The sequence below is a fragment of the Geodermatophilus marinus genome (assembly GCF_003428645.1).
GTDB lineage: Bacteria > Actinomycetota > Actinomycetes > Mycobacteriales > Geodermatophilaceae > Geodermatophilus.
In genome coordinates, this window is record NZ_QVQH01000020.1 from 1 (window position 1) to 24,844 (window position 24,844).

At 77.2% G+C, this 24,844-nt stretch carries 24 protein-coding genes and 1 pseudogene; 18 read left to right on the forward strand and 7 right to left on the reverse strand.

Going from position 1 to position 24,844, the window contains the following annotated elements:
- Positions 1-107 (forward strand): annotated as a pseudogene (locus tag D0Z06_RS18415) (IS5/IS1182 family transposase); the annotation flags it as partial.
- A gap of 16 nt (positions 108-123) precedes the next feature.
- On the opposite strand, the gene rpmB reads toward D0Z06_RS18415, so the two are convergent.
- The gene (rpmB, locus tag D0Z06_RS18420; RefSeq protein ID WP_117379010.1) at positions 124-315 is read right to left on the reverse strand and encodes a 50S ribosomal protein L28; all 192 of its coding nucleotides are present in this window, start codon (positions 313-315) and stop codon (positions 124-126) included.
- Between the two features lie 176 nt (positions 316-491).
- On the opposite strand from rpmB, the gene D0Z06_RS18425 reads away from it, so the two are divergent.
- The 12 genes from D0Z06_RS18425 (at position 492) to smc (ending at position 13,080) form a co-directional block, all read left to right on the forward strand.
- A complete protein-coding gene (locus D0Z06_RS18425; protein WP_117379011.1) occupies positions 492-2,093 on the forward strand; it encodes a DAK2 domain-containing protein in 1,602 nt (533 codons plus the stop codon).
- The gene (recG, locus tag D0Z06_RS18430; protein WP_117379012.1) at positions 2,093-4,276 is read left to right on the forward strand and encodes an ATP-dependent DNA helicase RecG; all 2,184 of its coding nucleotides are present in this window, start codon (positions 2,093-2,095) and stop codon (positions 4,274-4,276) included. The genes D0Z06_RS18425 and recG overlap by 1 nt, the downstream gene beginning before the upstream one ends.
- A gap of 7 nt (positions 4,277-4,283) precedes the next feature.
- Positions 4,284-4,838, forward strand: a complete 555-nt coding sequence (gene rsmD / locus D0Z06_RS18435; protein WP_117379013.1) for a 16S rRNA (guanine(966)-N(2))-methyltransferase RsmD — start codon at positions 4,284-4,286, stop codon at positions 4,836-4,838.
- Positions 4,835-5,317 (forward strand): pantetheine-phosphate adenylyltransferase, encoded by a 483-nt coding sequence (coaD, locus tag D0Z06_RS18440; RefSeq protein WP_117379014.1) that lies wholly within the window; start codon positions 4,835-4,837, stop codon positions 5,315-5,317. The genes rsmD and coaD overlap by 4 nt, the downstream gene beginning before the upstream one ends.
- On the forward strand, positions 5,314-6,000 hold the full coding sequence (locus tag D0Z06_RS18445; RefSeq protein WP_117379015.1) for an ATP synthase subunit B family protein: 687 nt from the start codon (positions 5,314-5,316) through the stop codon (positions 5,998-6,000). The genes coaD and D0Z06_RS18445 overlap by 4 nt, the downstream gene beginning before the upstream one ends.
- 201 nt (positions 6,001-6,201) lie before the next feature.
- Positions 6,202-6,786, forward strand: a complete 585-nt coding sequence (locus D0Z06_RS18450; protein ID WP_233517797.1) for a YceD family protein — start codon at positions 6,202-6,204, stop codon at positions 6,784-6,786.
- A 2-nt stretch (positions 6,787-6,788) separates the two neighbouring features.
- On the forward strand, positions 6,789-6,968 hold the full coding sequence (gene rpmF / locus D0Z06_RS18455) for a 50S ribosomal protein L32 (RefSeq protein WP_117379017.1): 180 nt from the start codon (positions 6,789-6,791) through the stop codon (positions 6,966-6,968).
- Positions 6,969-7,036: 68 nt separating this feature from the next.
- Complete coding sequence (gene rnc, locus D0Z06_RS18460) at positions 7,037-7,897, forward strand: ribonuclease III (RefSeq protein WP_117379079.1); 861 nt, start codon at positions 7,037-7,039, stop codon at positions 7,895-7,897.
- Positions 7,898-7,899: 2 nt separating this feature from the next.
- Positions 7,900-8,808, forward strand: coding sequence for a bifunctional DNA-formamidopyrimidine glycosylase/DNA-(apurinic or apyrimidinic site) lyase (gene mutM / locus D0Z06_RS18465; protein WP_117379018.1), 909 nt, complete (start codon positions 7,900-7,902; stop codon positions 8,806-8,808).
- Positions 8,805-9,074, forward strand: a complete 270-nt coding sequence (locus D0Z06_RS18470; protein WP_117379080.1) for an acylphosphatase — start codon at positions 8,805-8,807, stop codon at positions 9,072-9,074. Before mutM ends, D0Z06_RS18470 begins: the two co-directional genes overlap by 4 nt.
- A gap of 149 nt (positions 9,075-9,223) precedes the next feature.
- Positions 9,224-9,415, forward strand: a complete 192-nt coding sequence (locus tag D0Z06_RS18475; protein ID WP_117379019.1) for a hypothetical protein — start codon at positions 9,224-9,226, stop codon at positions 9,413-9,415.
- A 98-nt stretch (positions 9,416-9,513) separates the two neighbouring features.
- Positions 9,514-13,080 carry a chromosome segregation protein SMC gene (gene smc, locus D0Z06_RS18480; protein WP_117379020.1) on the forward strand — a complete coding sequence of 1,189 codons (3,567 nt, stop codon included), beginning with the start codon at positions 9,514-9,516 and terminating at the stop codon, positions 13,078-13,080.
- Positions 13,081-13,183: 103 nt separating this feature from the next.
- On the opposite strand, the gene D0Z06_RS18485 is transcribed toward smc, so the two are convergent.
- Positions 13,184-13,978 (reverse strand): endonuclease/exonuclease/phosphatase family protein, encoded by a 795-nt coding sequence (locus D0Z06_RS18485; protein ID WP_117379021.1) that lies wholly within the window; start codon positions 13,976-13,978, stop codon positions 13,184-13,186.
- 5 nt (positions 13,979-13,983) lie between these two features.
- Entirely contained in the window at positions 13,984-15,663 is a 1,680-nt protein-coding gene (locus tag D0Z06_RS18490) for an alkaline phosphatase D family protein (RefSeq protein ID WP_117379022.1), read from the reverse strand.
- Positions 15,664-15,735: 72 nt separating this feature from the next.
- Here D0Z06_RS18490 and ftsY point away from each other — a divergent pair, with 72 nt between their 5' ends.
- Positions 15,736-16,965 (forward strand): signal recognition particle-docking protein FtsY, encoded by a 1,230-nt coding sequence (ftsY, locus tag D0Z06_RS18495; RefSeq protein ID WP_117379023.1) that lies wholly within the window; start codon positions 15,736-15,738, stop codon positions 16,963-16,965.
- Positions 16,966-17,181: 216 nt separating this feature from the next.
- On the opposite strand, the gene D0Z06_RS18500 is transcribed toward ftsY, so the two are convergent.
- From D0Z06_RS18500 to D0Z06_RS18510, 4 genes are read right to left on the reverse strand one after another with little or no spacing between them, the layout of a single operon-like run.
- The gene (locus D0Z06_RS18500; RefSeq protein WP_233517798.1) at positions 17,182-17,955 is read right to left on the reverse strand and encodes an energy-coupling factor ABC transporter ATP-binding protein; all 774 of its coding nucleotides are present in this window, start codon (positions 17,953-17,955) and stop codon (positions 17,182-17,184) included.
- Positions 17,952-18,734 (reverse strand): cobalt ECF transporter T component CbiQ, encoded by a 783-nt coding sequence (cbiQ, locus tag D0Z06_RS18505; RefSeq protein ID WP_117379024.1) that lies wholly within the window; start codon positions 18,732-18,734, stop codon positions 17,952-17,954. The genes D0Z06_RS18500 and cbiQ overlap by 4 nt, the downstream gene beginning before the upstream one ends.
- 1 nt (position 18,735) lies before the next feature.
- On the reverse strand, positions 18,736-19,074 hold the full coding sequence (locus tag D0Z06_RS25910) for a PDGLE domain-containing protein (RefSeq protein ID WP_199522409.1): 339 nt from the start codon (positions 19,072-19,074) through the stop codon (positions 18,736-18,738).
- Positions 19,071-19,772, reverse strand: a complete 702-nt coding sequence (locus D0Z06_RS18510; protein WP_199522410.1) for an energy-coupling factor ABC transporter permease — start codon at positions 19,770-19,772, stop codon at positions 19,071-19,073. Before D0Z06_RS18510 ends, D0Z06_RS25910 begins: the two co-directional genes overlap by 4 nt.
- Before the next feature lie 346 nt (positions 19,773-20,118).
- On the opposite strand from D0Z06_RS18510, the gene D0Z06_RS18515 reads away from it, so the two are divergent.
- From D0Z06_RS18515 to D0Z06_RS18530, 4 genes are all read left to right on the forward strand, one after another.
- A complete protein-coding gene (locus D0Z06_RS18515) occupies positions 20,119-21,447 on the forward strand; it encodes an ammonium transporter (protein WP_117379025.1) in 1,329 nt (442 codons plus the stop codon).
- Positions 21,444-21,782, forward strand: a complete 339-nt coding sequence (locus tag D0Z06_RS18520) for a P-II family nitrogen regulator (RefSeq protein WP_012950005.1) — start codon at positions 21,444-21,446, stop codon at positions 21,780-21,782. The genes D0Z06_RS18515 and D0Z06_RS18520 overlap by 4 nt, the downstream gene beginning before the upstream one ends.
- A 382-nt stretch (positions 21,783-22,164) precedes the next feature.
- On the forward strand, positions 22,165-24,525 hold the full coding sequence (locus D0Z06_RS18525) for a [protein-PII] uridylyltransferase (RefSeq protein ID WP_117379026.1): 2,361 nt from the start codon (positions 22,165-22,167) through the stop codon (positions 24,523-24,525).
- 87 nt (positions 24,526-24,612) lie between these two features.
- Positions 24,613-24,828: a hypothetical protein gene (locus D0Z06_RS18530; protein ID WP_117379027.1), complete on the forward strand. Its 216-nt coding sequence runs from the start codon at positions 24,613-24,615 to the stop codon at positions 24,826-24,828.
- Positions 24,829-24,844: the final 16 nt, after the last annotated feature.

Consider the following 24,844-nt stretch of genomic DNA (forward strand, 5'->3'; position numbering starts at 1 on the left):
CCTACCTCGCCCTGGCCGCGGCCATCGTCACCGTCCGTGCGCTGTGTCGGGCCGCCTGGCTGCTCTACCGCTGGGACACCCGACCACGATCACGACGCATCCGATGACCTACTGGCGGGGGCTCTAAGCGCGGGTCACCTTGCCGGCGCGGATGCACGAGGTGCACGCCTTGATCCGGCGACGGTTGCCGGGGGCGACCAGGGCCCGCACGGACTGGATGTTCGGGTTCCACCGGCGCGGCGTGCGGCGGTGCGAGTGCGACACCGACATACCGAAACCGGGCCCCTTGCCACAGACATCGCACACGGCAGCCACGGCGGATCACTCCCAGATGAGTCGTTCACAGACGGCGGCGCACCCACGGCAGCCGCACACAGACCGTCGGCGAGTCTAGCCGTTCCCGGCAGCCGCTGCCGGGGCAGGCCCGGCGCCGTCCCCGCTGCCGGGCCGGCGCGGGGCGACCCCGTCGGGACCGTGGGTACCCTCCGCCCGTGCTGGAGGCGCTCGACGACGCCGCGGTCGGCCGCTGGTGCCGGGCCGCGCACGCGGCGCTGGCCGGAGCACGCGGGGAGCTCGACGACCTCAACGTCTTCCCGGTGCCCGACGGGGACACCGGCACCAACCTGCTGCTCACCGCCGAGGCCGTGCTCGCCGCGCTGGACGGCCGGGTCGACGGCGAGCCGGCCTGGGTGGTCGTGGCCCGCGGCGCGGTGCTGGGCGCCCGGGGCAACTCCGGGACCATCCTCGCCCAGCTGCTGTCCGGCCTGTCCGAGCGGCTGGCCGGGAAGGGGCCGGCCGACGGGCCGGCTTTCGCCGAGGCGCTGCACCGGGCCGGCCGGACGGCCTACGGCGCGGTGGCAGACCCGGAGGAGGGCACCTTCCTCACCGTCGCCCGCGCCGCCGGGGAGGCGGCCACCGCGGCCGTCGCGGGCGGGTGCACCGCGCTGCCCGAGGTGGTGCGGGCCGCCGCCGACGGGGCGCGGGCCGCGCTCGACGCCACCCCCGGCCAGCTCGCCGCGCTCCGCGACGCCGGGGTCGTGGACGCGGGCGGAGCCGGGCTCAGCCTGGTCCTGGACGCGCTGGTGACCACGGTGACCGGCGTGGAGCCGGCCCGCCCGCCGCTGGTCCGCCGGCCGGCCCGCCCTCACGCGCACGGCGGGGACCGGCCGCACCAGCCGCCGCCCGGCCCCGGGAGCGAGGTGCAGTACCTGCTCGCCGACAGCGACGAGCAGGCCGTGGCCCGGCTGCAGGAGCGGCTCGCGGCGCTCGGCGACAGCCTCGTGGTCGTCGGCGTCGACACCGCCGCCGGCCGGGAGTGGAACGTCCACGTGCACGTCTCCGACGTCGGCGCGGCCATCGAGGCCGGCATCGAGGCGGGGCGGCCGCACCGCATCGCGGTCACCCCGCTGGCGCCGCAGCCCCCGCCGGCCCCGGACCCCGCGGCGCGGGCGGTGGTGGCGATCGTGCCCAGCGAGGGGATGGCCCGGCTCTTCGAGGCCGAGGGCGTCCGCGCGGTGACCTGCGGGCCCGACGGCCTCACCGAGGAGGAGCTGGTGGCCGCCGTCGTCGACTCGGGGGCGGCGACCGTCGTGCTGCTGCCCAACGACGCGGCGCTGACCGCGGCCGCCTCGCACGCCGCGGAGCACGCCCGGGGCCTGGGGCGCGACGTCGCCGTCGTCCCGACCCGGTCCCCGGTGCAGGCGCTGGCGGCGGTGGCCGTCGCCGACCCGGCGCGCCGCTTCGGCGACGACGTCATCACGATGGCCGAGGCGGCGGCCGCCACGCGCTGGGCCGAGGTGACGGTGGCCGACCGGGAGGCGCTGACCAGCGCGGGGCGCTGCCACCCCGGTGACGTGCTCGGCTCGGCCGAGGGCGACGTCGTGGTGATCGGCCGCGACCCCGCCGAGGTGGCCTGCGACCTGCTCGACCGGCTCCTGTCGGCCGGCGGGGAGCTGGCCACGGTCGTCGTCGGTGCCGAGGCGGGGCTGGGCGACGCGGTCTGCGCCCACCTGGCCGGCCGGCACCCGACCGTCGAGGTGGCCCGCTACGACTGCGGGGCCGGGGGTGTCCCGCTGCTCGTGGGGGTGGAGTGATGGCCGTCGACATGGCGACCCGGCTGGACCGGGTCCTGGGCGCGAAGACGGCCCGGGTGATGGCCGAGCAGCTGGGTCTGCACACCGTGCGGGACCTGCTGCGCCACTACCCGCGCCGCTACGCCCGCCGCGGTGAGATGACCCGGCTCGAGGACCTCCAGGTGGGGGACCGGGTGACGGTGCTCGCCCAGGTGCGCAAGGTCACCACCCGCAAGATGCGCAACCGTCCGGGCACGCTCACCGAGGTGACCGTCGGCGACGGCGCCGGGTCCATGCAGCTGGTGTTCTTCAACCGCAAGCACGCCAACCTGCGGGAGGGGGCCTGGGGCCTGTTCGCCGGCACGGTCGGCGAGTACCGCCGCGCCAAGCAGTTCGCCCACCCCGACTGCCACCTCATGACCGGGGACGACGACGAGGACTGGGCCCGCGCGCTCATCCCCATCTACCCGGCCACCAAGGACGTCTCGAGCTGGGTCATCCAACGCTCGGTCAAGCTGCTGCTCGACGCGACGGGCGGGTTCGGCTTCGTCGAGGACCCGCTGCCCGAGGAGGTCCGCGCCCGGCACGGCCTGCCCGGCCTGGCCGCCGCGCTGCTCGACATCCACCGGCCGACCGGCGAGGAGGACGTCGAACGCGCCGAGCAGCGGCTCAAGTGGGACGAGGCGCTGACCCTGCAGCTGGTCCTCGCCGGCCGGCGGCGCGCGGCGACCCTGGAGCCCGGCATCGCCCGGCCGCGGCGCCCCGGGGGGCTGCTCGACGCGGTCGACGCCGGCCTGCCGTTCGCGCTCACCGAGGGGCAGCGCGCGGTGGGCGAGGAGCTGGCCCGAGAGCTGGCCCGGGAGCAGCCGATGCACCGGCTGCTGCAGGGGGAGGTCGGCTCCGGCAAGACCGTGGTGGCGCTGCGGGCGATGGCCCAGGTCGTCGACGCCGGAGGCCAGGCGGCGCTGCTGGCGCCCACCGAGGTGCTCGCCGCGCAGCACGCCCGGGGCATCCGCGCGCTGCTGGGCCCCCTCGGCCGGGCCGGCGAGCTCGACGGCGACCCGGCCGGCACCCGGGTGGCGCTGCTCACCGGGTCGCTGAAGGCGGCCGCCCGCCGCGAGGCGCTGGCCGAGGTCGCCGAGGGGCGGGCCGGCATCGTCGTCGGCACCCACGCCCTGCTGCAGGAGACCGTGGAGTTCGCCGACCTGGGGCTCGTCGTGGTCGACGAGCAGCACCGCTTCGGCGTGGAGCAGCGCGACGCGCTGCGGGCCAAGGGCAGCCGGCCGCCGCACGTCCTCGTCATGACGGCCACGCCGATCCCGCGGACGGTCGCGATGACCGTCTACGGCGACCTGGAGACCTCCACGCTGCGCCAGCTCCCGAGCGGGCGGGGCGGGGTGCGCAGCTCCGTCGTGCCGGTCCGCGACAGGCCGGCCTGGCTGGACCGGGCGTGGGAGCGGCTGCGCGAGGAGGTGGCGGCCGGCCGGCAGGCCTACGTCGTCTGCCCCCGCATCGGGGAGGAGGCCGGCGCCGAGGAGGAGCCGGGGGACGCCGACGGCGCGCCGGCCGAGGAGGGCGGCGACGAGCGCCGCCCGCCGCTGGCGGTGCTCGACGTCGCCGAGGCCCTGCGCGAGGGTGCGCTGGCCGGCCTGCGCCTGGAGGTCCTGCACGGCCGGCTGGCGCCCGAGGAGAAGGAGGCCCGGATGCGGGCCTTCGCCGCCGGGGACGTCGACGTCCTGGTCGCCACCACCGTGGTCGAGGTCGGCGTGGACGTGCCCAACGCCACCGTGATGGTCGTCATGGACGCCGACCGGTTCGGCGTCAGCCAGCTGCACCAGCTGCGCGGCCGGGTCGCCCGCGGCAGGCACGAGGGCCTCTGCCTGCTCGTCAGCGAGGCCTCCGGCGGGTCGGCGACCGGGCAGCGGCTGGCGGCCGTCGCGGCCACCTCCGACGGCTTCGAGCTGGCCCGCCTGGACCTCGAGACCCGCCGCGAGGGCGACGTCCTCGGGGCTGCGCAGTCCGGCCGCCGGTCGGGCATCAAGCTGCTCTCGCTGCTGGAGGACGAGCAGCTCATCGCCGAGGCCCGCGCCGAGGCCACCGCGCTGCTGGCCACCGAGCGCGGCCTGGCCGACCACCCGGGCCTCGCGGCGGAGGTCGCCGCCCTCGCCACCGACGAGCGCGCCACCTACCTGGAGAAGGCGTGAGCCGCGGGTGACCCGGATCGTCTCCGGCGCCGCACGCGGGCGCCGGCTGAAGGTCCCGCCGTCGGGGGTGCGGCCCACCGGCGAGCGGGCGCGCGAGGCGCTGTTCAACAGCCTGGGCAGCCTGCTGGACCTCGAGGGCGCGACCGTCCTCGACCTGTACGCCGGCTCGGGGGCGCTCGGGCTGGAGGCCCTGTCCCGCGGCGCGGACGGCGTGGTCCTCGTCGAGAACGCGCCGCGGGTGCTGCCGGTGCTGCGGGCCAACCTCGCCGCCGTCGGGCTGCCCGGCGGGCGCGTGGTGGTCGGCTCGGTACCCGCGGTCGTCGCCGGCCCGCCGCCGGCGCGCTTCGACCTCGTGCTCGCCGACCCGCCGTACGCCACGCCCGCCGCCGGGGTCGTCGCCGTGCTGGGATCCCTGGTCAGGGGCGGGTGGCTGGCCGAGGGCGCCGTCGTCGTCGTCGAGCGGCCGGCGCGCGAGGAGCCGTGGCCCTGGCCGACACCCCTGCGCGGACTGCGCGATCGACGCTACGGCGAGGCCGTGCTCCGGTACGGTCGCTGTCCGTGAGACGTGCGGTCTGTCCCGGGTCGTTCGACCCCGTCACCAACGGGCACGTCGACGTCATCACCCGGGCGGCGGCGCTCTACGACGAGCTCGTGGTGGCCGTCCTGGTGAACCCCGGCAAGGCCGGGTTGTTCACCGTCGAGGAGCGGATGGCGCTGCTGCGCGACGCGGTCGCCGGCCTGCCCAACGTCACCGTCGACAGCTTCTCGGGCCTGCTGGTCGACTACTGCCGCGCCCACGACGTCCCGGTGATCGTCAAGGGCCTGCGCGCCGTCTCGGACTTCGAGTACGAGCTCCAGATGGCGCAGATGAACCGCGAGCTCGCGGGGATCGAGACGCTGTTCGTACCGACCGCGCCGCAGGTCGGGCACCTGTCCTCCAGCCTGGTCAAGCAGATCGCCACCTTCGGCGGGGACGTCTCCAGCCTGGTGCCCAAGGCCGTGCTCGACCGGCTCGTCGCCGCGCGGGGGGAGCGGTCGTGACGGAGGTCGTCTACCGCCTCTACGAGACCGTCGACGAGCTCAGCAGCGTCATCGAGAACGCCCGCAGCGTGCCGATGTCGGGCTCGTGCATGGTCCCCCGCGACCACCTGCTCGACCTGCTCGACGACCTCCGGGAGAACCTGCCCGACGAGGTGCACAAGGCCGGGGCGATCGTCGAGCAGCGCACCGAGATCCTCCAGCAGGCCCAGGCGGAGGCCGAACGGCTGACCGGCCGCACCCGCAGCGAGAGCGAGCAGGTCGTGGTGGCCGCCCGGCGGCAGCGCGAGGAGATCCTCGGCACCGCCCGGCGCCAGCGCGACGACCTGCTGGCCCGCGCGCAGGCCGAGGTCGAGGACCTGCTGGCCCGGGCCGAGGAGGAGGCCGAGCGGATCGTCGAGGAGGCCCGCCGGCACCACGAGGCGGTCCTGGCCGACGCGCAGGTGCAGCAGGCCGAGCTGCTCGCCGCCGCGCAGGCCGAGCACGACCGGCTGGTCACCGAGACCGAGGTCTACCGCAGCGCCGTCGAACGCGCCGACGAGGTCGGCGCGCAGAGCCAGGCCGACGCCGCCCGCGTGCGCGGCGAGGTCGACGAGTACGTCGACACCCGCCTGGCCGACTTCGGCACGACGCTGGAGCGCATGCTGCGCTCGGTGGAGAAGGCCCGCGGCGCGCTGCGCGGCTGAGAGGCCCCTCCCGGCCCGGAGCCCGGTCCGCACCGATCGGGTAGTCTCGACGTCCGGTCCGGCTGCCGGTCCCGCACCCGGCGGGTCCGCCCGGTCACCTCCCCGCTGCCTACCGCGAGTACCGACATGCCTGCCGCACCGACGCCCCGTCCCGGCGCCGCGTCCCCGGACGCCCGGCGCCCCTCAGCCGACCCGTGGCGCGTGGACCTGCGCGAGCTCGGCCGGCGGGCCGGCTCCCTGCACGAGCTCGAGCGGAGCATCCCGGCGCCGGCGGACTGGCGGGTCGAGCTCATCGGCGTCCCCGAGGGAGCGCCGATCGACCTGCGGCTGCGGCTGGAGTCGGTCATGGAGGGCGTGCTGGTCTCGGGCGAGGTCGACGCCCCCGTGACCGGGTCCTGCGCGCGGTGCCTCGAACCGATCGAGGAGACCCTCGAGCTCGACGTCCAGGAGCTGTTCGCCTACGAGGGCAGCACCACCGAGGCGACCAGCGAGGAGGACGAGGTCCGGCGCGTCGAGGGCGACCACCTCGACCTCCAGCCCATGGTCCGCGACCTCGTCGTCCTCAGCCTGCCGCTGGCGCCCACCTGCACCGAGGACTGCTCCGGGCTGTGCGCCGACTGCGGCCAGCGGCTCGACGAGCTGCCGGCCGACCACGCGCACGAGGTGACCGACCCCCGCTGGGCCGGGTTGGCCCAGCGCTTCGGCGTCGGCCCGGGTGCCCCGCAGGCCGACCGTCCCACTCCCGCACCGGGCACCCCCGGTCCGGACAACCCAGAGGAGAACTGACCGTGGCCGTCCCGAAGCGGAAGATGTCCCGCGCCAACACCCGTGCCCGCCGGTCGCAGTGGAAGGCCACCGCCCCGACGCTGACCCCGTGCCCGAACCGGGCCTGCGGCGCGCTCAAGCCCCCGCACCAGGCCTGCCCCACCTGCGGGCAGCACCAGGGCCGCCAGGTCCTGTCCGTCTGAGCGCCGGCGCACCGGCCGTGGGGACGCCGCCGCCGTCGGGTGGGCCGCCGGGCTCCCCGGCCGGTGCGGTGCACGCCGCGCGAGCGGCTGCCTGGCTGCGCGACGCGCTGGACGTCGAGCTGCCCGGCGGCCTGCTGGCGCTGGCGCTCACGCACCGCTCCTACGCCTACGAGAACGGCGGTCTGCCGACCAACGAGCGCCTGGAGTTCCTCGGCGACTCGGTGCTGGGGCTCGTCGTCACCGACGAGCTCTACCGGCGCTACCCCGAGCTGCCCGAGGGGCGGCTGGCCAAGCTGCGCGCCTCGGTGGTCAACATGAACTCCCTCGCCGGGGTCGCCCGGCAGCTGGGGGACGGCGGCCTCGGCCCGCACCTGCTGCTGGGCCGCGGTGAGGAGACCACCGGCGGCCGGGACAAGGACTCGATCCTGGCCGACGCCGTCGAGGCCCTGATCGGCGCGGTGCACCTCGGCCTGGGGCTGGAGGCGGCCGCGGTCATCGTGCACCGGCTGTTCGACCCGCTGCTGGACCACGCCGCCACCCGGGGGGCCGGCCTGGACTGGAAGACCAGCCTGCAGGAGCTCGGTGCCGCCCTCGGCCTGGGCGCACCCACCTACCAGGTGGCCGACACCGGCCCCGACCACGCGAAGACCTTCACGGCCGCGGTGCTCCTCGCCGACGTCGTCCGCGGCCGCGGCAGCGGGCGGACCAAGAAGGCCGCCGAGCAGGAGGCGGCGGAGGCCGCCTGGCGCGCGCTGTCGCCCGCCGCCGCCGGCACCGCGGCCCCGGCGGAGACCAGGGGCCCGGGGTCGGACCCGGCACCGGCGAGGGACCCGGCGTCCGCGGAGGGGACCGCACGCCCGCCGGAGGACGCGGCGTCCGCGGAGGAGACCGCGTCCCGGGCGCCGGCCCCCGCGCCGGTAGGGGACTGACCGTGCCGGAGCTGCCCGAGGTCGAGGTCGTCCGGCGGGGCCTCGAGCGCTGGGTCGCCGGCCGCACCGTGGCCTCCGTCGAGGTCCGCCACCCGCGGGCGGTGCGCCGGCACCTCGAGGGCGCCGACCACTTCGTGGCCGCGCTGACCGGCCGCACCCTCACCGCGGCCCGGCGGCGCGGCAAGTACCTGTGGCTGCCGCTCGCCGAGCCGGACGGCACGGCCGTCGGGCAGGCCCTGGTGGCGCACCTGGGCATGAGCGGGCAGCTGCTGGTGGAGAAGCCGTCCCAGCCCGACGAGACCCACCTGCGGGCGCGGTTCGTCTTCACCGACGGCGGCCGGGAGCTGCGCTTCGTCGACCAGCGCACCTTCGGGGGGCTGGCGGTGGAGGACACCGCCGACGACGAGGGGGCGGCCCCGGGCGCGCTGCCGCCCCGGCTGCGGCACATCGCCATCGACCCGCTGGACCCCTCCTTCGACGAGGCCGGGTTCAGCGCGGCCCTGCGCCGCCGCCGCACCGAGGTCAAGCGGGCCCTGCTCGACCAGACGCTGATCGGCGGTGTGGGCAACATCTACGCCGACGAGGCGCTCTGGCGTGCCCGGCTGCACGGCAACCGGCCCACCGACCGGCTGACCCGCGCGCAGGTGCACGACCTGCTCGAGGGGGTGCGGGACGTGCTGGGGGAGGCGCTGGCGCAGGGCGGCACCTCGTTCGACTCCCTCTACGTCGACGTCAACGGGCAGAGCGGGTACTTCTCCCGCTTCCTCGCCGTCTACGGTCAGGGGGACCGGCCCTGCCCCCGCTGCGGGACACCCATCGTCCGGGAGTCGTTCATGAACCGCTCCAGCTACAGCTGCCCGGTGTGCCAGCCCCGGCCGCGCAGCTCCGCGGCACGGTCCCGCCGGTCGTGACCCGCCGCGCCGTCGCGCTCGTCTCCGGCGCCGTGCAGGGCGTGGGCTACCGCTGGTTCGCGCGCAGCCGCGCGGAGGCGGCCGGGCTGGCCGGCTCGGCGACGAACCTGGCCGACGGGCGGGTCGAGGTCGTCCTCGAGGGGGACGACGCCGTGGTCGCCGCCGTCCTGGCCGACCTGGACGGCCCCGGGGCACCCGGGCACGTGACGGACGTGCAGGTGCGGGACGAGCCGCCACGCCGGGGGACGGGCTTCACCACGGCGTGACCAACGCGACATACCCCTGACACAGGGGGTCTGCAGTGTGGCCGTTGACCTGCGTGCTTGGTCCTGTCACCCTGGGAACACCACGACCGCGCCGACCGTCGTACGGGGCGCAGGTCCAACCCTCACGCAGTCGAAAGGCCGTTGTTGCCATGGCCAAGGCCCTGTTCGGTCACGTCGTCGCCCCCGCGGAGCTCCGGGTAGCCGAGGAGAACGCCGTCCTGCGGGCCAAGGTGCGCCGACTGGAGCAGGAAGTCGCGCAGCTGCGCGCCGAGCGCGACGCCCGCATCGCCCACGAGCTGCTCACTATGGCCGGCGAGAACGCCGAGCCCGCGCTCGCCTGAGCAGGATCCCGCCGCCCCCACCGCGCGGGGCCGCACGCGTCCCGCCCGCCCCTGAACTGCCGGGGGCGGGGCGGGCGACCGGCTAAGGTCCGGTACTCGTGCACCTGTCGAGCCTGACGCTGAAGGGCTTCAAGTCCTTCGCGTCCCCGACGACGCTGCGGCTCGAGCCCGGCATCACCGCCGTCGTCGGCCCCAACGGCTCCGGTAAGTCCAACGTCGTCGACGCCATCGCCTGGGTCCTCGGGGAGCAGGGCGCGAAGAGCCTCCGCGGCGGCAAGATGGAGGACGTGATCTTCGCCGGCACCGCCGGCCGCCCCGCCCTCGGCCGGGCCGAGGTCACGCTCACCATCGACAACACCGACGGCGCCCTGCCGATCGACTACACCGAGGTGTCGATCACCCGCCGCATGTACCGCTCCGGTGAGAGCGAGTACGAGATCAACGGCGACAAGGTCCGCCTGCTCGACGTCCAGGAGCTGCTGAGCGACTCGGGCATCGGGCGGGAGCAGCACGTCATCGTCGGGCAGGGGCAGCTCGACGCCGTCCTCTCCGGCCGCCCGGAGGACCGCCGCGCCTTCGTCGAGGAGGCCGCCGGCGTCCTCAAGCACCGCAGGCGCAAGGAGAAAGCGCTCCGCAAGCTCGACGCGATGCAGGCCAACCTCGACCGGCTGGCCGACCTGACCGCCGAGCTGCGCCGCCAGCTCAAGCCCCTGGGGCGGCAGGCCGAGGTGGCCCGCCGCGCCGCCGGTGTCCAGGCCGACCTCCGCGACGCCCGGCTCCGGCTGCTCGCCGACGACCTGGTACAGCTGCGGGAGGCGCTGGAGCGCGACGTCGCCGACGAGGCCGCGGCGCGTGCCCGCCGCGCGGTCGTCGAGGCGCAGCTGGCCGAGGCCGCGCGCCGGGAGGCCGCGCTCGAGTCCGCCCTGGCCGCCGACGCGCCGCGGCTCGGGGCCGCGCAGGAGACCTGGTACCGGCTGTCGGCGCTGGGGGAGCGGTTCCGCTCCACCGCCCAGCTGGCCGCCGAGCGGCACCGGCACCTCTCGGCCGCCCCCGCGGCACCGGCCCCCGGCCGCGACCCCGACCAGCTCGACGCCGAGGCCGAGCGGGTGGCCGCCACCGAGGCCGAGCTGGCCGCCGGGCTGGCCGCGGAGCGGGAGCGGCTGTCGGCCGCCGTCACCGAGCGGACCGCGGTCGAGGCGGCGCTGACCGAGGCCGAGCGGGCCTGGGTGGCCGCCGCGCGGGCGCTGGCCGACCGCCGGGAGGGGCTGGCCCGGCTCTCCGGCCAGGTCGCCGCCGCCCGCTCCCGCGTCACGGCCGGCGAGGCCGAGATCGAGCGGCTCACCGCCGCCGCCGCCGGGGCGACCGAGCGCGCCCAGGCCGCCGCGGACCGGCTCGCCGCGCGGCGCGCCGAGGTGGGCGACCCCGAGGACGCCGACGTCCGGCTCGTCACCGCGCACGCCGACGCCGTCACCACGCACGCGGAGGCCGCCCGCCAGGTCACCGAGCTCACCGCCGCCGAGCGGGCCGCCGAGCGCGACCGCGCCTCCTGGCAGGCCCGCCGCGACGCCCTGGCCCTCGGGCTGGCGCCGGCCGACGGCGCGGCCGCGGTGCTGGCCGCCGCGCTGCCCGGGGTGCAGGGCCCGGTCACCGAGCAGATCACCGTGGCCCCGGGCGCGGAGCTCGCGGTCGCCGCCGCGCTGGCCGGCCTGGCCGACGCGCTGGTCGTGGGCTCGGTCGCCGAGGCCGCCGCCGCCCTGGCGCACCTCAAGGACACCGGCGCCGGGCGGGCCGGGCTGCTGGTCACCGCCGGGCTGCCCGCCCTGCCCCGGGAGGGCTGGCCCGAGCTGCCCGAGGGGGCGCGCTGGGCGCTGGACCTGGTGCAGGCGCCCGGGGAGCTGGCGCCCGCGCTGGCCCGCGCGCTGGACCGGGTGGCCGTCGTCGCCGACCTGGCCGCCGCCGTCGGGCTGGTGACCACCCACCCCCGCGTCCGGGCGGTGACCGCCGACGGGGACCTGGTGGGCGCCGACTGGGCGGCCGGCGGGCAGGCCGACGCGCCCTCCGGGTTGGAGGTGCGGGCCCGGGTCGACGAGGCCGAGCGGGAGCTGGCCACCGCCGCCGCCCGCGCCGCGGAGCTCGCCGACCGGCTGGCCGCCGCCCGGGAGACCGCCCGGCAGCGCTCGGCCGACGTCGACGCCGCCCTCGCCGCCCGCCAGGCGGCCGACCGCACCCGCTCGGCTGCCGCCGCCCAGCTGGCCGAGCTCGGCGCCGCCGCCCGCTCCGCGAGCGCGGAGGCCGAGCGCTCGACCGCGGCCCGCGGGCGCGCCGAGGAGGCCCTCGAGCAGGCCCGGGGGGCGCTCACCGCGCTGGCCGAGCGGCTGGCCGGGGCCGAGGCGGCACCGGTCGAGGACGAGCCCGACCCCGCCGAGCGCGACCGGCTGCGGCTGGAGACCGCCGCCGCCCGCCAGGCCGAGACCGAGGCCCGGCTGGCCGTGCGCACCGCCGAGGAGCGTGCCCGCTCGCTGGCGGGCCGGGCCGAGTCGCTGCGCCGCCAGGCCCGCCAGGAGCGGGCCGCCCGGGAGCGGGCCGCGGTGGCCCGGGCCGCCCGGCAGCGGGGCGCGGCGGTGGCCGCCCGGGTGCGCGCCGGCGCGGAGGCGGCGCTGACCGCGCTGACCGACTCCCTGGCCCGTGCCGCCGCCGAGCGCGACGAGCTGGCCCGGGTCCGCAGCACGCGGGAGGCCGAGCTGTTGGAGGTGCGCACCGCGGTCCGCGCGGCGACCGCGGAGCTGGAGCGGCTCACCGACGAGGTGCACCGCGACGAGGTCGCCCGCACCGAGCAGCGCTACCGGATCGAGTCGCTCGAGGCCAGGGCCGCCGAGGAGTACGGGGTCGACCTGCCGACCCTGGTCGCCGAGTACGGGCCGGCCGCCCCCGTGCCGCCGTCCCCCGCCGACGTGGCCTCCGCCGAGGCGGCCGGGCAGGAACCACCGGCCCCGACCCGGTACGACCGGGCCGCCCAGGAGCGGCGCGCGGCGCGGGCCGAGCGGGACCTCGCCACGCTCGGCAAGGTCAACCCGCTGGCCCTGGAGGAGTTCGCGGCGCTGGAGGAACGGCACTCCTTCCTCGCCACCCAGCTGGAGGACCTCAAGGCCACCCGGCGGGACCTGCTCACCGTCGTCCGGGAGGTCGACGAGCGGATCCACGACGTGTTCGCCGCGGCCTTCGCCGACGTGGCCCGCGAGTTCGAGCAGGTGTTCGCCACCCTCTTCCCGGGCGGGCAGGGGCGGCTGGTGCTCACCGACCCCGAGGACATGCTCACCACCGGGGTGGAGGTGGAGGCGCGCCCGCCGGGCAAGCGGGTCAAGCGGCTGTCGCTGCTGTCCGGCGGCGAGCGGTCGCTGACCGCGGTGGCGCTGCTGGTCGCGATCTTCCGCGCCCGCCCGTCGCCGTTCTACGTGCTCGACGAGGTCGAGGCGGCGCTGGACGACGTCAACCTCGGCCGGCTGCTCACCCTGGTCGAGCAGCTCCGCGCGACGTCGCAGCTGATCGTCATCACCCACCAGAAGCGCACGATGGAGATCGCCGACGCCCTCTACGGGGTGAGCATGCGCGGCGACGGCATCACCGGCGTCATCAGCCAGCGCCTGCGCGAGGCCGAACCCGCCTGAGGCGGGCCCGCCGGGGGCCGGCAGGACCATCGCCGGCGGCGCGGGACCCGCGAACCCCGCGGACGCAGCCGCCGGCGCGGGGATCGGACGCCTCCCGCGAACATCAGACGCCGCTCGGGACCTCCAGGTCGACCACCAGCGGGCGGTGGTCCGACGCGCCGGCCCCCTCCAGGACGCGGGCCGCGGCGACGGTGACCCCCGCCGTGACCCACACGTGGTCCAGGCGCCGCACCGGGCGGCGGGCGGGGTGGGTCTCGCCGTGCTCGCGGTGCCAGAACCGCCAGCCGACCTCGTCCTCGCGCTCCCGGGCGAGCTGCCAGGCGTCGGTGAACCGCTCGCGCAGCGGGGCCAGCTCGGCCGCGTCCGGCTCGGTGTTGAGGTCACCGACCAGCACGCCGGCCCCCATCGGCGTGGTCTGCAGGTCCAGCAGCGCGCGGACCTGCGCGGCGCGGTGGGGGGCCGGCCCGGTGGTGAGGTGGGTGGTGGTCACCCAGAGCGTGCCGCCGTCGAGCTCGACGAGGGTCCGCAGCGCGCTGCGCGGCTCGCCGCTCCCGGGCAGCGCGTGGACGTCGCTGACCAGCAGCGGCAGCCGGGAGAGCAGCGCGTTGCCGTACTGCCGCGACCCGTCGCCGCCCCGGGGACGGTCGATGGCCGGCCCCCAGGCCAGCTGCATGTCCAGCGCCCGCGACAGCAGCAGCGCCTGGTCGACCTCCTCGCTGCGCTCCCCGAAGCGCCGGTCGACCTCCTGCAGGCAGATGAGGTCGGCGTCGGCGTCGGCCAGCACCGTGGCCAGGCGCGGCAGGTCGTGCCGGCCGTCCAGCCCGACCCCGTGGTGGGTGTTGAAGGTGACCAGCCGGACCGGGACGGGCGGCTGGTCGGGTCCGGGTGCGGGCTTCACACCGGTCAGCCTGGCAGCCCGGCGGGGACGTCGGCGGAGAGGGGCAGGTCGGCCACCAGGCGCACCGACTCCCGCGCCTCGTCGTCCCGCTCGCTGACCCAGAGCCGGAGGCGCGCCGCCCGGCCCTCGAGCACCAGCTCGCCGAGCTGGTTGCCGAAGAAGGGGCCGGCGGCCAGCGCCCAGTCGAGCTGCGACGGGCGGACCCGGGCCAGCCGGCCCAGCGCCGTGGTCAGCCGCCGCGCCCACCGGCTCCAGCCCGCCCGGAAGCCCAGCCGGACCACGGAGGGCGCCCGGTTGTGCAGCGGGGACACGGTCAGCTGGTGCACGCGGGTGCGCAGGTCACCGGGGGCGACCAGCTCGGCGGCGTAGGCGTGGTGGACGTCGCCGGAGAGGACCAGCGCCGTCGCGGGTGCACGCCCGTGGTCCCCGCGGGCCAAGGCCACCAGCGCGCGGCCCAGCCGCTCGAAGGAGTTCCCGAAGGCCGCCCAGTGCTCCAGGTCGGCCGCCTGGCGCAGGGCCTCGGACAGCCGGCCCAGCGGGCCCCCGCGGTGCCGGGCCACCAGCGTCTCGTTCCACCGCTCGAGCTCGTGGATCGCGTGCGGCAGCAGCCAGGGCAGCGAGCTGCCGACGACGAGGTGCTCGACGCCCTCGTCGACCGCGCGGCGCAGGGCGGCCTCGACCCAGGCCATCTCGTCGTCGTCGAGCATCTGCCGCGCGCCCTCGTCCAGCACCCGGCCGGCGCGGGTGTCCACCATGACCAGCCGTGCGTCCCCCCAGTGCCGGACGAAGCTCCACCGGAACGACCGCGGGTCGGCGTCGGCGGCCTCGGCCATGGCGCGCAGCACCGGCTCGGCGTCCCCCTCGGCCTGCCGGACCGCCGCCCACGTGGGGTCGGCGGCCAGCTCCTGCGGGCTGAGGTTGCCCAGGTGCTGGTGCACCCAGTAGCTGACCAGACCGCCGACGATGCGCTCGTGCCACCAGTCGGTGGCGCCCACCCGGCGGCGCCACGCCGCCGAGGTGTTCCAGTCGTCGATCATCTCGTGGTCGTCGAACACCATGGACGACGGGACGGTCGACAGCAGCCAGCGGACCTGGGGGTCGCTCCAGGACTCCGCGTAGAGCCGGGTGTACTCCTCCCGGTCCCGCACGTGCGCGTGCGCCGGCACCGGCTCGCCGCGGTGCACCTCCAGCCAGGCGCGCGTCGCAGGGGTGAGCTCGTCGGCGTAGACCTGGTCGCCGAGCAGGACCAGCGCGTCGGGCCAGGTCTCCTCGGGCCGGGTGGCGAGGTCCGCGGCGTAGCAGTCCAGCGCGTCCGGCGGGATCCCCTCGGTCAGGTCGACGGTGCTCGGGGTGGCGTACCGGCAGGAGCCGAACACCACGCGGAAGGGCCCCGGCCGCCCGGGGGTGCGGATCCGGCTCGGCGGGAACGGGGAGGACGCCTCGGGCCACACCCGCGCCCCGTCCAGCCGCACCTCGTACGGCGTGCTGCTGCCGGGCTCCAGGCCGTCGACCACGACCAGCGCGTAGTGGTGGCCGCCGACCTCGAAGGTCCGCGCGGTCCGGCCGAGGACGTCGACGTCGCACGGCCGGTCGGTCTCCACCCAGACGGTAGCCGACACCGGGTCCACGTGCCGCAGCAGCGGCCCCAGGAGGAGGGCGGGGGCGTCCCCGGCGGTCAACGGCATGCCGGCCAGCCTCCTCCACCGACCCGGGTTCCGCCCAGAGCCGGGTGTGCGCCGGCTGGGAGACTGGCGGCCATGGAGTTCGTGCTGATCGCGATCGCGATCCTCGTCGTCGCCCTGATCGCCGGGGTCGGCCTGCTGGTCGGCCGCGGTCGCCGCACCACCCGGCTCGACGAGGACGCCGCCGGCGGCACCACCCTCACCCGGCCGCGCCCGCCCGCGCCGCCGCGCGAGGAGCCACCGCCCCCGTCCGGGGCCACGGCGTCGGGGCTCGGCGCACCGCCGGCGGAGCCGGACGCCGTCACCCCCGAGGCCCCGCCGGAGGTGGAGCTCCCGCCGGCGGAGCCCGACCGGGGCGTGGTCTTCGAGACCCCGCCGCCCTCGGCCGGCCGGCTGGTGCGGCTGCGCTCCCGCCTGGCCCGGTCCCAGTCCTCCCTCGGCCGCGGGCTGCTGACCGTCCTGGCCCGCGAGCGGCTGACGGAGGACGACTGGGAGGAGATCGAGGAGACGCTGCTGGCCGCCGACGTCGGCGTCGCGGCCACGACCCAGATCGTCGACCGGCTGCGCACCCAGTCGATGGTGCTGGCCACCGCGTCGGGCGCCGACCTGCGCCGGCTGCTGGTCCGCGAGCTGACCGCCGTCCTCGGCCCGGACCTGGACCGCTCGCTCGGCGTGGACCGGCGCGAGGGCCGCCCCGGGGTGGTGCTCGTCGTCGGCGTCAACGGGGCCGGCAAGACCACGACGGTCGGCAAGATCGCCCGGGTGCTGGTGGGCGACGGCAGGAGCGTGGTCCTGGGAGCCGCCGACACGTTCCGCGCCGCCGCGGCCGACCAGCTCGAGACGTGGGGTGAGCGGGTCGGCGTGCTCACGGTGCGCGGCCGGGAGGGTGCCGACCCGGCCTCGGTCGCCTTCGAGGCGGTGCGCACCGGCGTGGAGGCCGAGGTGGACACCGTCGTCGTCGACACCGCCGGCCGGCTGCACACCAAGGGCGGCCTGATGGACGAGCTGGGCAAGATCAAGCGGGTCGTGGAGAAGCAGAGCCCGGTGACCGAGGTGCTGCTCGTGCTCGACGCGACGACCGGCCAGAACGGCGTCGTCCAGGCGCGGGTGTTCACCGAGGCCGTCACCGTCACGGGGGTGGTGCTCACCAAGCTCGACGGCACCGCGAAGGGCGGCATCGTCGTCTCCGTGCAGCGGGAGCTGGGCATCCCGGTGAAGCTGATCGGGCTGGGGGAGGGGGCCGACGACCTGGCGCCGTTCGAGCCGGAGGCCTTCGCCGAGGGGTTGGTGGGCGGGGAGGACTGAGCGTTGGTGGGCGGCAGGAAGGGGGCGGCAGGAAGGGGGCGGGGGCGACGTCGAAGACGCGCGCGAAGTCCGGGGCCGGGAGGTCCCCCGGTCGCCGTGCGTCCCGCTCGGCCGACGCGCGGTGCTCGCCCTCCCGTCCGCAGCCCGCCACGGGCTCCTCCTGGTGCTCGGGTCTGCATACCCGCGGCCCGGCGCGGCGGTGAACGTGCCGTCGGCTCAGGCGACCGAGCGCGGGTCGAACCCGAAGGGCAGCTCGAGGCGGTGGGCGGCGAGCAGGTCGGCGTCGGCGAGCAGGTCGCGGGTGGGCCCGTCGGCGACCACGACGCCGCCGTCGAGGACCACCGAGCGCGGGCACAGCTGCAGGGCGTAGGGCAGGTCGTGGGTGACCACGAGGATGGTCACCGGGAGCGCCTCGAGCACCTCGGCGAGCTCCCGGCGCCCGGCCGGGTCGAGGTTGGACGACGGCTCGTCGAGCACGAGGACGTCGGGGTGCATCGAGAGCACCGTGGCCACCGCCACCCGGCGCCGCTGGCCGGAGGACAGGTGGTGCGGCGGCCGCTCGGCGGCCCCGGGCATGCCGACCTGGTCCAGCGCGGCCGCGACGCGGGCGGCGACCTCGGTCTCCGGCAGGCCCAGGTTGCGGGGGCCGAAGGCGACGTCCTCCCCGACGGTCGGCATGAACAGCTGGTCGTCGGGGTCCTGGAAGACGATCCCGACCCGGCGGCGCACCTCCGGGAGGTGGTCGCGGTCGACCGGCAGCCCGGCGACCGAGACCCGGCCCCGGCCGGCGGTCAGGATGCCGTTGAGGTGCAGCACCAGGGTGGTCTTGCCCGCCCCGTTGGGCCCCAGCAGCGCGACCCGCTCGCCGGGGTCCAGGCGCAGGTCGACGCCGAAGAGCGCCTGGTGCCCGTCGGGGTAGGCGAAGGCGAGGTCCTCGACCAGCAGGGCGGGCCCGGGGCGGGACGGGGAGGGCATGCCGGTCGGGGTCACCCGACCAGCATGCCCGCGGCCAGGACCGCGGCGGCGGCCACGGGGAGGCTGAGGGCGGCCAGCCACTCCCGGGGTGCCACCGCCGCGCCCGGCCCGGTGGGCACCCGGCCGGTGTAGCCGCGCGCGAGCATCGCCAGGTGCACCCGCTCGCCGCGCTCGTAGGAGCGGACGAAGAGCGCGCCCGCGGTGGCGGCCAGCACCCGCAGCGCGCCGGGGCCGCGACCGCGGAAACCGCGGGACTCCCGGGCCACCCGCATGCGGCGCAGCTCGCCGCCGACCACGTCGACGTACCGGATCATGAACATCAGGATCTGGGTGAGCGCGGAGGGCAGCCGCAGCCGTTCCAGGCCGCGCACCAGCGCCCGGGGCTCGGTCGTCGCGGCCAGCACGGTGGCGGCCAGCACCGCCAGGGTGGCCTTGGCCAGCAGCCCGCCGGCCGCCGCGAGCCCGCTCTCGGACAGCGACAGCCCGCCGACCTCGACGCGGGGACCGCGCGCCACGACGGGCAGGAGCAGCGCGAAGACCACGAAGGGGATCTCGACGACCAGCCCGCGGACCAGCCGGCCCGGCCGCACCCGGGCCACCGCCGCGGCGGCGAGGACCAGCACCAGGTAGCCGCCGTAGGCGGCCGGCGCCCAGCCGGCGTGCACGGGGGTGGCCACGACGACCACCGCGAAGGCCAGCACCGCCAGCAGCTTCAGGTGCGCCGGCAGCCGGTGCGCCGGGGTGTCCGCGGCGACGTAGGCGGCGCCGAGCGCACCGCCGTGCCCCGCGCCCACGTCAGCCGGTCCGGCCGGCGGGGGCGTCCGCCCGGTCGCGCCCGCGCCGGCGCACGAGCAGGGTCACCCCGCCGGCGAGGACGAGCGTCGCGGCGACCCCGACGACCCCGGCCAGCCCGCCGGAGAGCCGGGCGTCGTCGACCCCCGTGACCGCGTAGTCGGCCAGGGGCGACCCGGCGACCGCGCTGTCGCGCGCGGTGTCCCCGAAGCCCTCCTGCTCGGCCGACCACTCCAGGCCGTCGGGGTGCGAGGAGGCGTAGTAGCTGCCGACCCCCGCGACGAGCAGGGCGAGGAGCAACCCGGCCAGCAGGAAGCCGCCGGTGCGGCGCGCGCGGGTCACCGGGCACCGCCCACGGCCGTGGCCGGGCGGTCGGCCAGCGTCGCGGTACCGCGCAGGCGCCGCGCGGCGTGGACGAGGTCGGGCCGCACGGCGAGCACGGCGCCGAGCACGGCGACGGTGATGGCCGCCTCGCCCAGGCCGATGAGCAGGTGGACGCCGGTCATGGTCGCCGCCATCGCGCCGAGCGGGACGTCGACCGCCCCACCGACGGCGAACAGCCCCACGAAGGCCAGCGCGGCCACCGGGACCGACAGGAAGGCGCCGATCCCGCTGCCGGCGAGCAGGGCGGCGCGGCTGCGCGGTGCCAGCGCGGTCGCCAGGCGGGTGCACAGGTACCCCACCGCGACGGTGACCGCGCCGATGAGCACGACGTTCGTGCCCAGCGCGGTCAGCCCCCCGTCGGCGAACAGCAGCGCCTGGACGACGAGGACGCAGGTCACCGAGAGCACCGCCGTCCAGGGGCCGACCAGCGCGGCGGCCAGCGCCCCACCCATGAGGTGCCCGCTGGTCCCGGCGCCGACCGGGAAGTTCATCATCTGCACTGCGAAGACGAAGGCGGCGGTCAGGCCGGCCAGGGGAGCGGTGCGCTCGTCGAGCTCGGCGCGCGCCCCCCGCAGCGCCACGGCCACGGTGCCCGCGGCCAGGACGGCGGTGCCGGCCGACGTCGTCGCGTCCAGGAACCCGTCGGGGACGTGCACGCTGCCTCCTCTCGGCGCCGGTCCCGCTGCGGGGCCGGCCTCGGTGACCTTATTGCACCCTCCTTGCAGGTGCACTTCGTTCGCAGGAGGAACCGTCCGGTCGGGCAGGGTGCCCCGGCGGGCGGCGGCGCAACACGGCCGGAACACGGGGTGGGGACACGCGGGCCGGAGTTCACCGCGCGGAAACAGCGGCGCGCCACCGCGCGAAACAGGTCGGCGGCACCGTGAACGCCGCGTCGGCCGGCCTCCGGACGACGGCCCCACCAGCACACCGCCCGGCGTTCCCCCTGCGCCGGTGGACCCGACCGATGCGGCCGATGGCCCACGACACGTACAGGAGGTTGCCGTGGTCGACACCGGCAACACCGCCTGGATCCTCACCAGCGCGGCGCTCGTGCTGCTGATGACCCCCGGCCTGGCGCTCTTCTACGGCGGCATGGTCCGCGCGAAGAGCGTCCTCAACATGATGATGATGAGCTTCGGGGCGCTGGCGCTGATCAGCGTCCTCTGGGTCCTCTACGGCTACTCCGTCGCCTTCGGGAACGACGTGGGCGGCGGGCTGCTCGGCGACCCGTTCGAGTACCTCGGCCTCTCCGGGCTGATGACCAGCGTGACCAACGGCCTGCCCGACATGGCCTTCGTCGGCTTCCAGGCCGTCTTCGCCATCATCACCGTCGCCCTGATCAGCGGCGCCGTCGCCGACCGCGCCAAGTTCGGGGCCTGGATGGTCTTCGCCGGCATCTGGGCGACCGTCGTCTACTTCCCGGTGGCCCACTGGGTCTTCGCCTTCGACAACGACGACCTGGGCGTGGTCGGCGGCTGGATCGCCAACGACCTGGCCGCCATCGACTTCGCCGGCGGCACCGCGGTGCACATCAACGCCGGTGCGGCGGCCCTCGCGCTGGCCCTGGTGCTGGGCACGCGGCGGGGCTTCGGCCGCGAGGCGATGCGGCCGCACAACCTGCCGCTGGTGATGCTGGGGGCCGGCCTGCTGTGGTTCGGCTGGTTCGGCTTCAACGCCGGTTCCGCGCTGGGCGCCAACGAGACGGCGGCCACGGTGTGGGTGAACACGCTGGCCGCGACCGGCGCCGCCGTCCTCGGCTGGCTGGCCACCGAGAAGCTGCGCGACGGGCACGCCACCTCGCTCGGCGCCGCCTCCGGCGCGGTCGCCGGCCTGGTCGCCATCACCCCCGCCTGCTCCGCGGTCAACCCGGTGGGCGCGGTCGTCCTGGGCGTCGCCGCCGGCGCGCTGTGCGCACTGGCGGTCGGCCTCAAGTACCGGTTCGGCTACGACGACTCCCTCGACGTGGTCGGCGTCCACCTGGTCGGCGGCCTGTGGGGCACCATCGCTGTCGGCTTCCTGGCCACCGAGGCGGCCCCGGCCGGTGTCGACGGACTCCTCTACGGCGGCGGGGTCGACCAGCTGTGGCGGCAGGTCGTCGGCGCGCTGGCGGTCCTCGTGTTCTCGTTCGTCGTCACCTGGATCATCGGTACCGCGATCAAGGCCACCATGGGCTTCCGGGTCACCGAGGAGGACGAGGTCACGGGCATCGACACCGTCGTCCACGCCGAGTCCGGCTACGACTTCGCCTCGCTGGGGAGCAGCGGCTCGACCGCACCGGTCGGCGGCCAGGCACGGGCTGAGGCCCGCAACACCGAAGGGATCCGGGCATGAAGCTCGTCACCGCCATCGTCAAGCCGTTCAAGCTGGACGACGTCAAGAACGCCCTCGAGCTGATCGGCATCGCCGGGCTCACCGTCAGCGAGGTCCAGGGCTTCGGTCGCCAGCGGGGCCACACCGAGGTCTACCGCGGCGCGGAGTACCAGGTGGACTTCGTGCCGAAGGTCCGCATCGAGGTCGTCGTCGGCGAGATCGAGGCCGCCCGCGTGGTGGACGCGATCGTCGAGGCCGCCTCCACCGGCCAGATCGGCGACGGCAAGGTGTGGGTGACCACGATCGACGAGATCGTGCGCGTCCGCACGGGTGAGCGGGGTGCCGACGCCCTCTAGAAGGACCCCGTCCTCCTCACCGTGGAAGGACCCCGTCCTTCCCGCCCTTCGCGAGCTCAGGGCGGTGCCCTGGACGGGGCCGCGGCGAGCCTCGGGACGGGGCCGCCCGTCCTCCTCACCGTGGAAGGACCCCGTCCTTCCCGCCCTTCGCGAGCTCAGGGCGGTGCCCTGGACGGGGCCGCGGCGAGCCTCGGGACGGGGCCGCCCGTCCCCACCCCGCGCACGCTCGGGGGCGGGACCCTGCAAGGGGGGCCGAGAACACCCGTCGGCCGGGGTGGCGGAGCCCCGCCACCCCGGCCGACGCCGTCCCGGGGTACCGATCCACGACAGCGATCCGGCACACGCCGCCGCACCGCGGCGCACCGCAGACCGAGGGGGACCCGTGCTCGACACCGAGGCGCTGCCCGCGCTGCCGCGGGCGCGGCGGGCGGAGGCGCTGGAGGCCTGGCTGCGCGGCCTGCTCGAGGACGCGGCCGCCGGGACACCGCCGCCGCGGAGCCGCCGGGGCGGTCCGCCCCGCACCGGCACCGACGGCCTGGCCCTGGTGGCGGTGGGCAGCCTGGGTCGCCGGGAGCCCCCGCCGTACGGCGACCTGGACCTGGTCCTCGTGCACGAGGGACGGCCGGAGATCGCCGCCCTCGCCGACGCCGTCTGGTACCCCGTCTGGGACGCCGGCCTGCGGCTCGACCACTCGGTGCGCACCGTCGCCGAGGCGGTCACCACCGCCTCGACCGACGTGAAGGCCGGTCTCGGGCTGCTCGACGCGCGCTTCGTCGCCGGGGACGCCGACCTCGCGGCCGCCCTGCGCACCGCCACCCTGGCCAGCTGGCGGCAGTCGGCCGCCCGGCTGATGCCGCAGCTGCGGGACCTGCGCCGGGGCCGCGCCCGCCAGGTGGGGGAGCTGGCCTTCCTGCTCGAGCCCGACCTCAAGGAGGCCTACGGCGGCCTGCGGGAGGGCCAGGTCCTGCGCGCCGCGGCCGCCGCGCAGCTCGCCGACGAGCCCTCGGCCGAGGTCGGGCAGGCGTACGCGTTCCTGCTCGACGTCCGCGACGAGCTGCGCCGCCGGACCGGCCGTCCGGCCGACGTGCTGGTCCGGCAGGAGCAGCGCCCGGTCGCCGCCGCGCTCGGGCTGGCCGACGAGGACGCGCTGCTGCGCGAGGTGAGCCTGGCCGGCCGGCGGCTGGCCTTCCTCGCCGACGAGACGTGGCGGCGGGTCGAGGCCGGCCTCGAGCGCCGCCCCCGCGGGCGCTACCGCCGGGTGCGTCGCGAACCGCTGGCCGAGGGCGTGGTGCGCCAGGGGGACGAGGTGGTCCTCGCCCGGGACGCCCGCCCGGCCGGGGACCCGGGCCTGGTGCTGCGCGGGGCCGCCGCCGCCGCCCGCGCCGACCTCCTGCTGTCGCCGTACACGCTCAAGGTCCTCGCGGTGCACTCCCCGCCGGTGCCCGAGCCGTGGCCGGCCGAGGTCCGCTGGAACTTCCTGCGGCTGCTGGCCAGCGGGCGCGCCGCCGTCCCGGTGCTCGAGCAGCTCGACCAGGAGGGGCTGCTGGTCCGCCTGCTGCCGGAGTGGGACCGGGTGCGCTCCCTCCCGCAGCGCCACCCGTGGCACCGCTACACCGTCGACCGGCACCTGGTGGAGGCCGCGGCGGCCGCGGCCGAGCTGACCCGGGACGTCGACCGGCCGGACCTGCTGCTGGTCGGTGCGCTGCTGCACGACATCGGCAAGGGCTGGCCGGGCGACCACAGCGTCGTCGGGGCGCCGGTCGCCGGGCGGGTCGCCGCACGGATGGGCTTCGCGCCGGCCGACGTCGCCACGCTCACCGCCGTCGTCCGCCACCACCTGCTGCTGCCCGACATCGCGGTCCGCCGGGACATCGACGACCCGGCGACGGTCGAGCGGGTGGCGGCGACCCTCGGCCACGACCCGGCGCTGCTGCAGCTGCTGCACGCCGTGGCGCAGGCCGACGGCGCGGCGACGAGCACCTCGGCCTGGTCGCCGTGGAAGGCCCACCTGGTGGCCGCGCTGGTGGCCCGCGTCCAGGCGCGGATCGGCGGCTCCGCCGCGCCCGACACCGAGCCCGTCCTGCACCCGGGGGATCCCGCCCCGGGGGTGGAGGCGGACGGGGCGGTGACCGTGACCGTGGAGGACGTCGCCGACGGCCAGCAGGTGACCTTCCGCGCGCCCGACCGCCCGGGGCTGTTCAGCTGCCTGGCCGGCGTCCTCGCGCTCAACCAGCTCGACGTCCGGGCGGCCAAGGTCAACACCGACGGCTCCCGCGCCACCGCGGTGTTCGCCGTCCGCCCGCGCTTCGGCCGACCGCCGGTGCCCGCGATCCTGGCCGACGCCGTGCGGGCCGCACTGGAGGGGACGCTGCCGCTGTCGGCCCGGCTGCGGCAGCGCGAGGCCGACTACCGGCAGGACGACGGCCGCGCGGCCCCGCCCCGCATCTCCTGGCACAACGGCGAGGTCACCGGCGACGCCACCGGCATCGTGGAGGTGCGGGCCGGCGACCGGGCCGGCCTGCTCTACCGGCTCACCGCGGCGCTGGCCGCCGAGGGCCTCGACGTCACCTCCGCGCGGGTGGAGACCCTCGGGGCCGACGCCGCCGACCACTTCTACGTGACCGACGCCTCCGGGACGCCCATCGACGGGGAGCAGCGGGCGCGGGTGGAGGCGGCGCTCGCGGCCGCGGCCCGGGGTGCGGTGCCCGACCCGGTGCCCGGGGGCGCGGACACGCCGGGCTGAGGCTCCCCGGTTCTGTCGGTGGTCCGTGCCACCGTCGGTGACGGAGAGGGGACGGAACGGTCCCACCCCGCCGGGAGAGGAGCCCGCATGACCGACCGCTTCGCCGTCGCGACCGCCGAGGGGCGGGTCTGGGCCTGCGCGGTGTGCGGCGACGACCGCGAGTTCGTGCAGCCCCCGTGCGCCGACGGCCACACCGACGACGGCGGCGAGTGCCCCGACTGGGCGTGCGGCGAGTGCGGCGCCGCCGTGTGGGCCGGGGCGCCGGCGCCGGCCGCCGCCACGCGGGTGACGCGCGCGGCCTGACCGGGCCGGGCCCCGG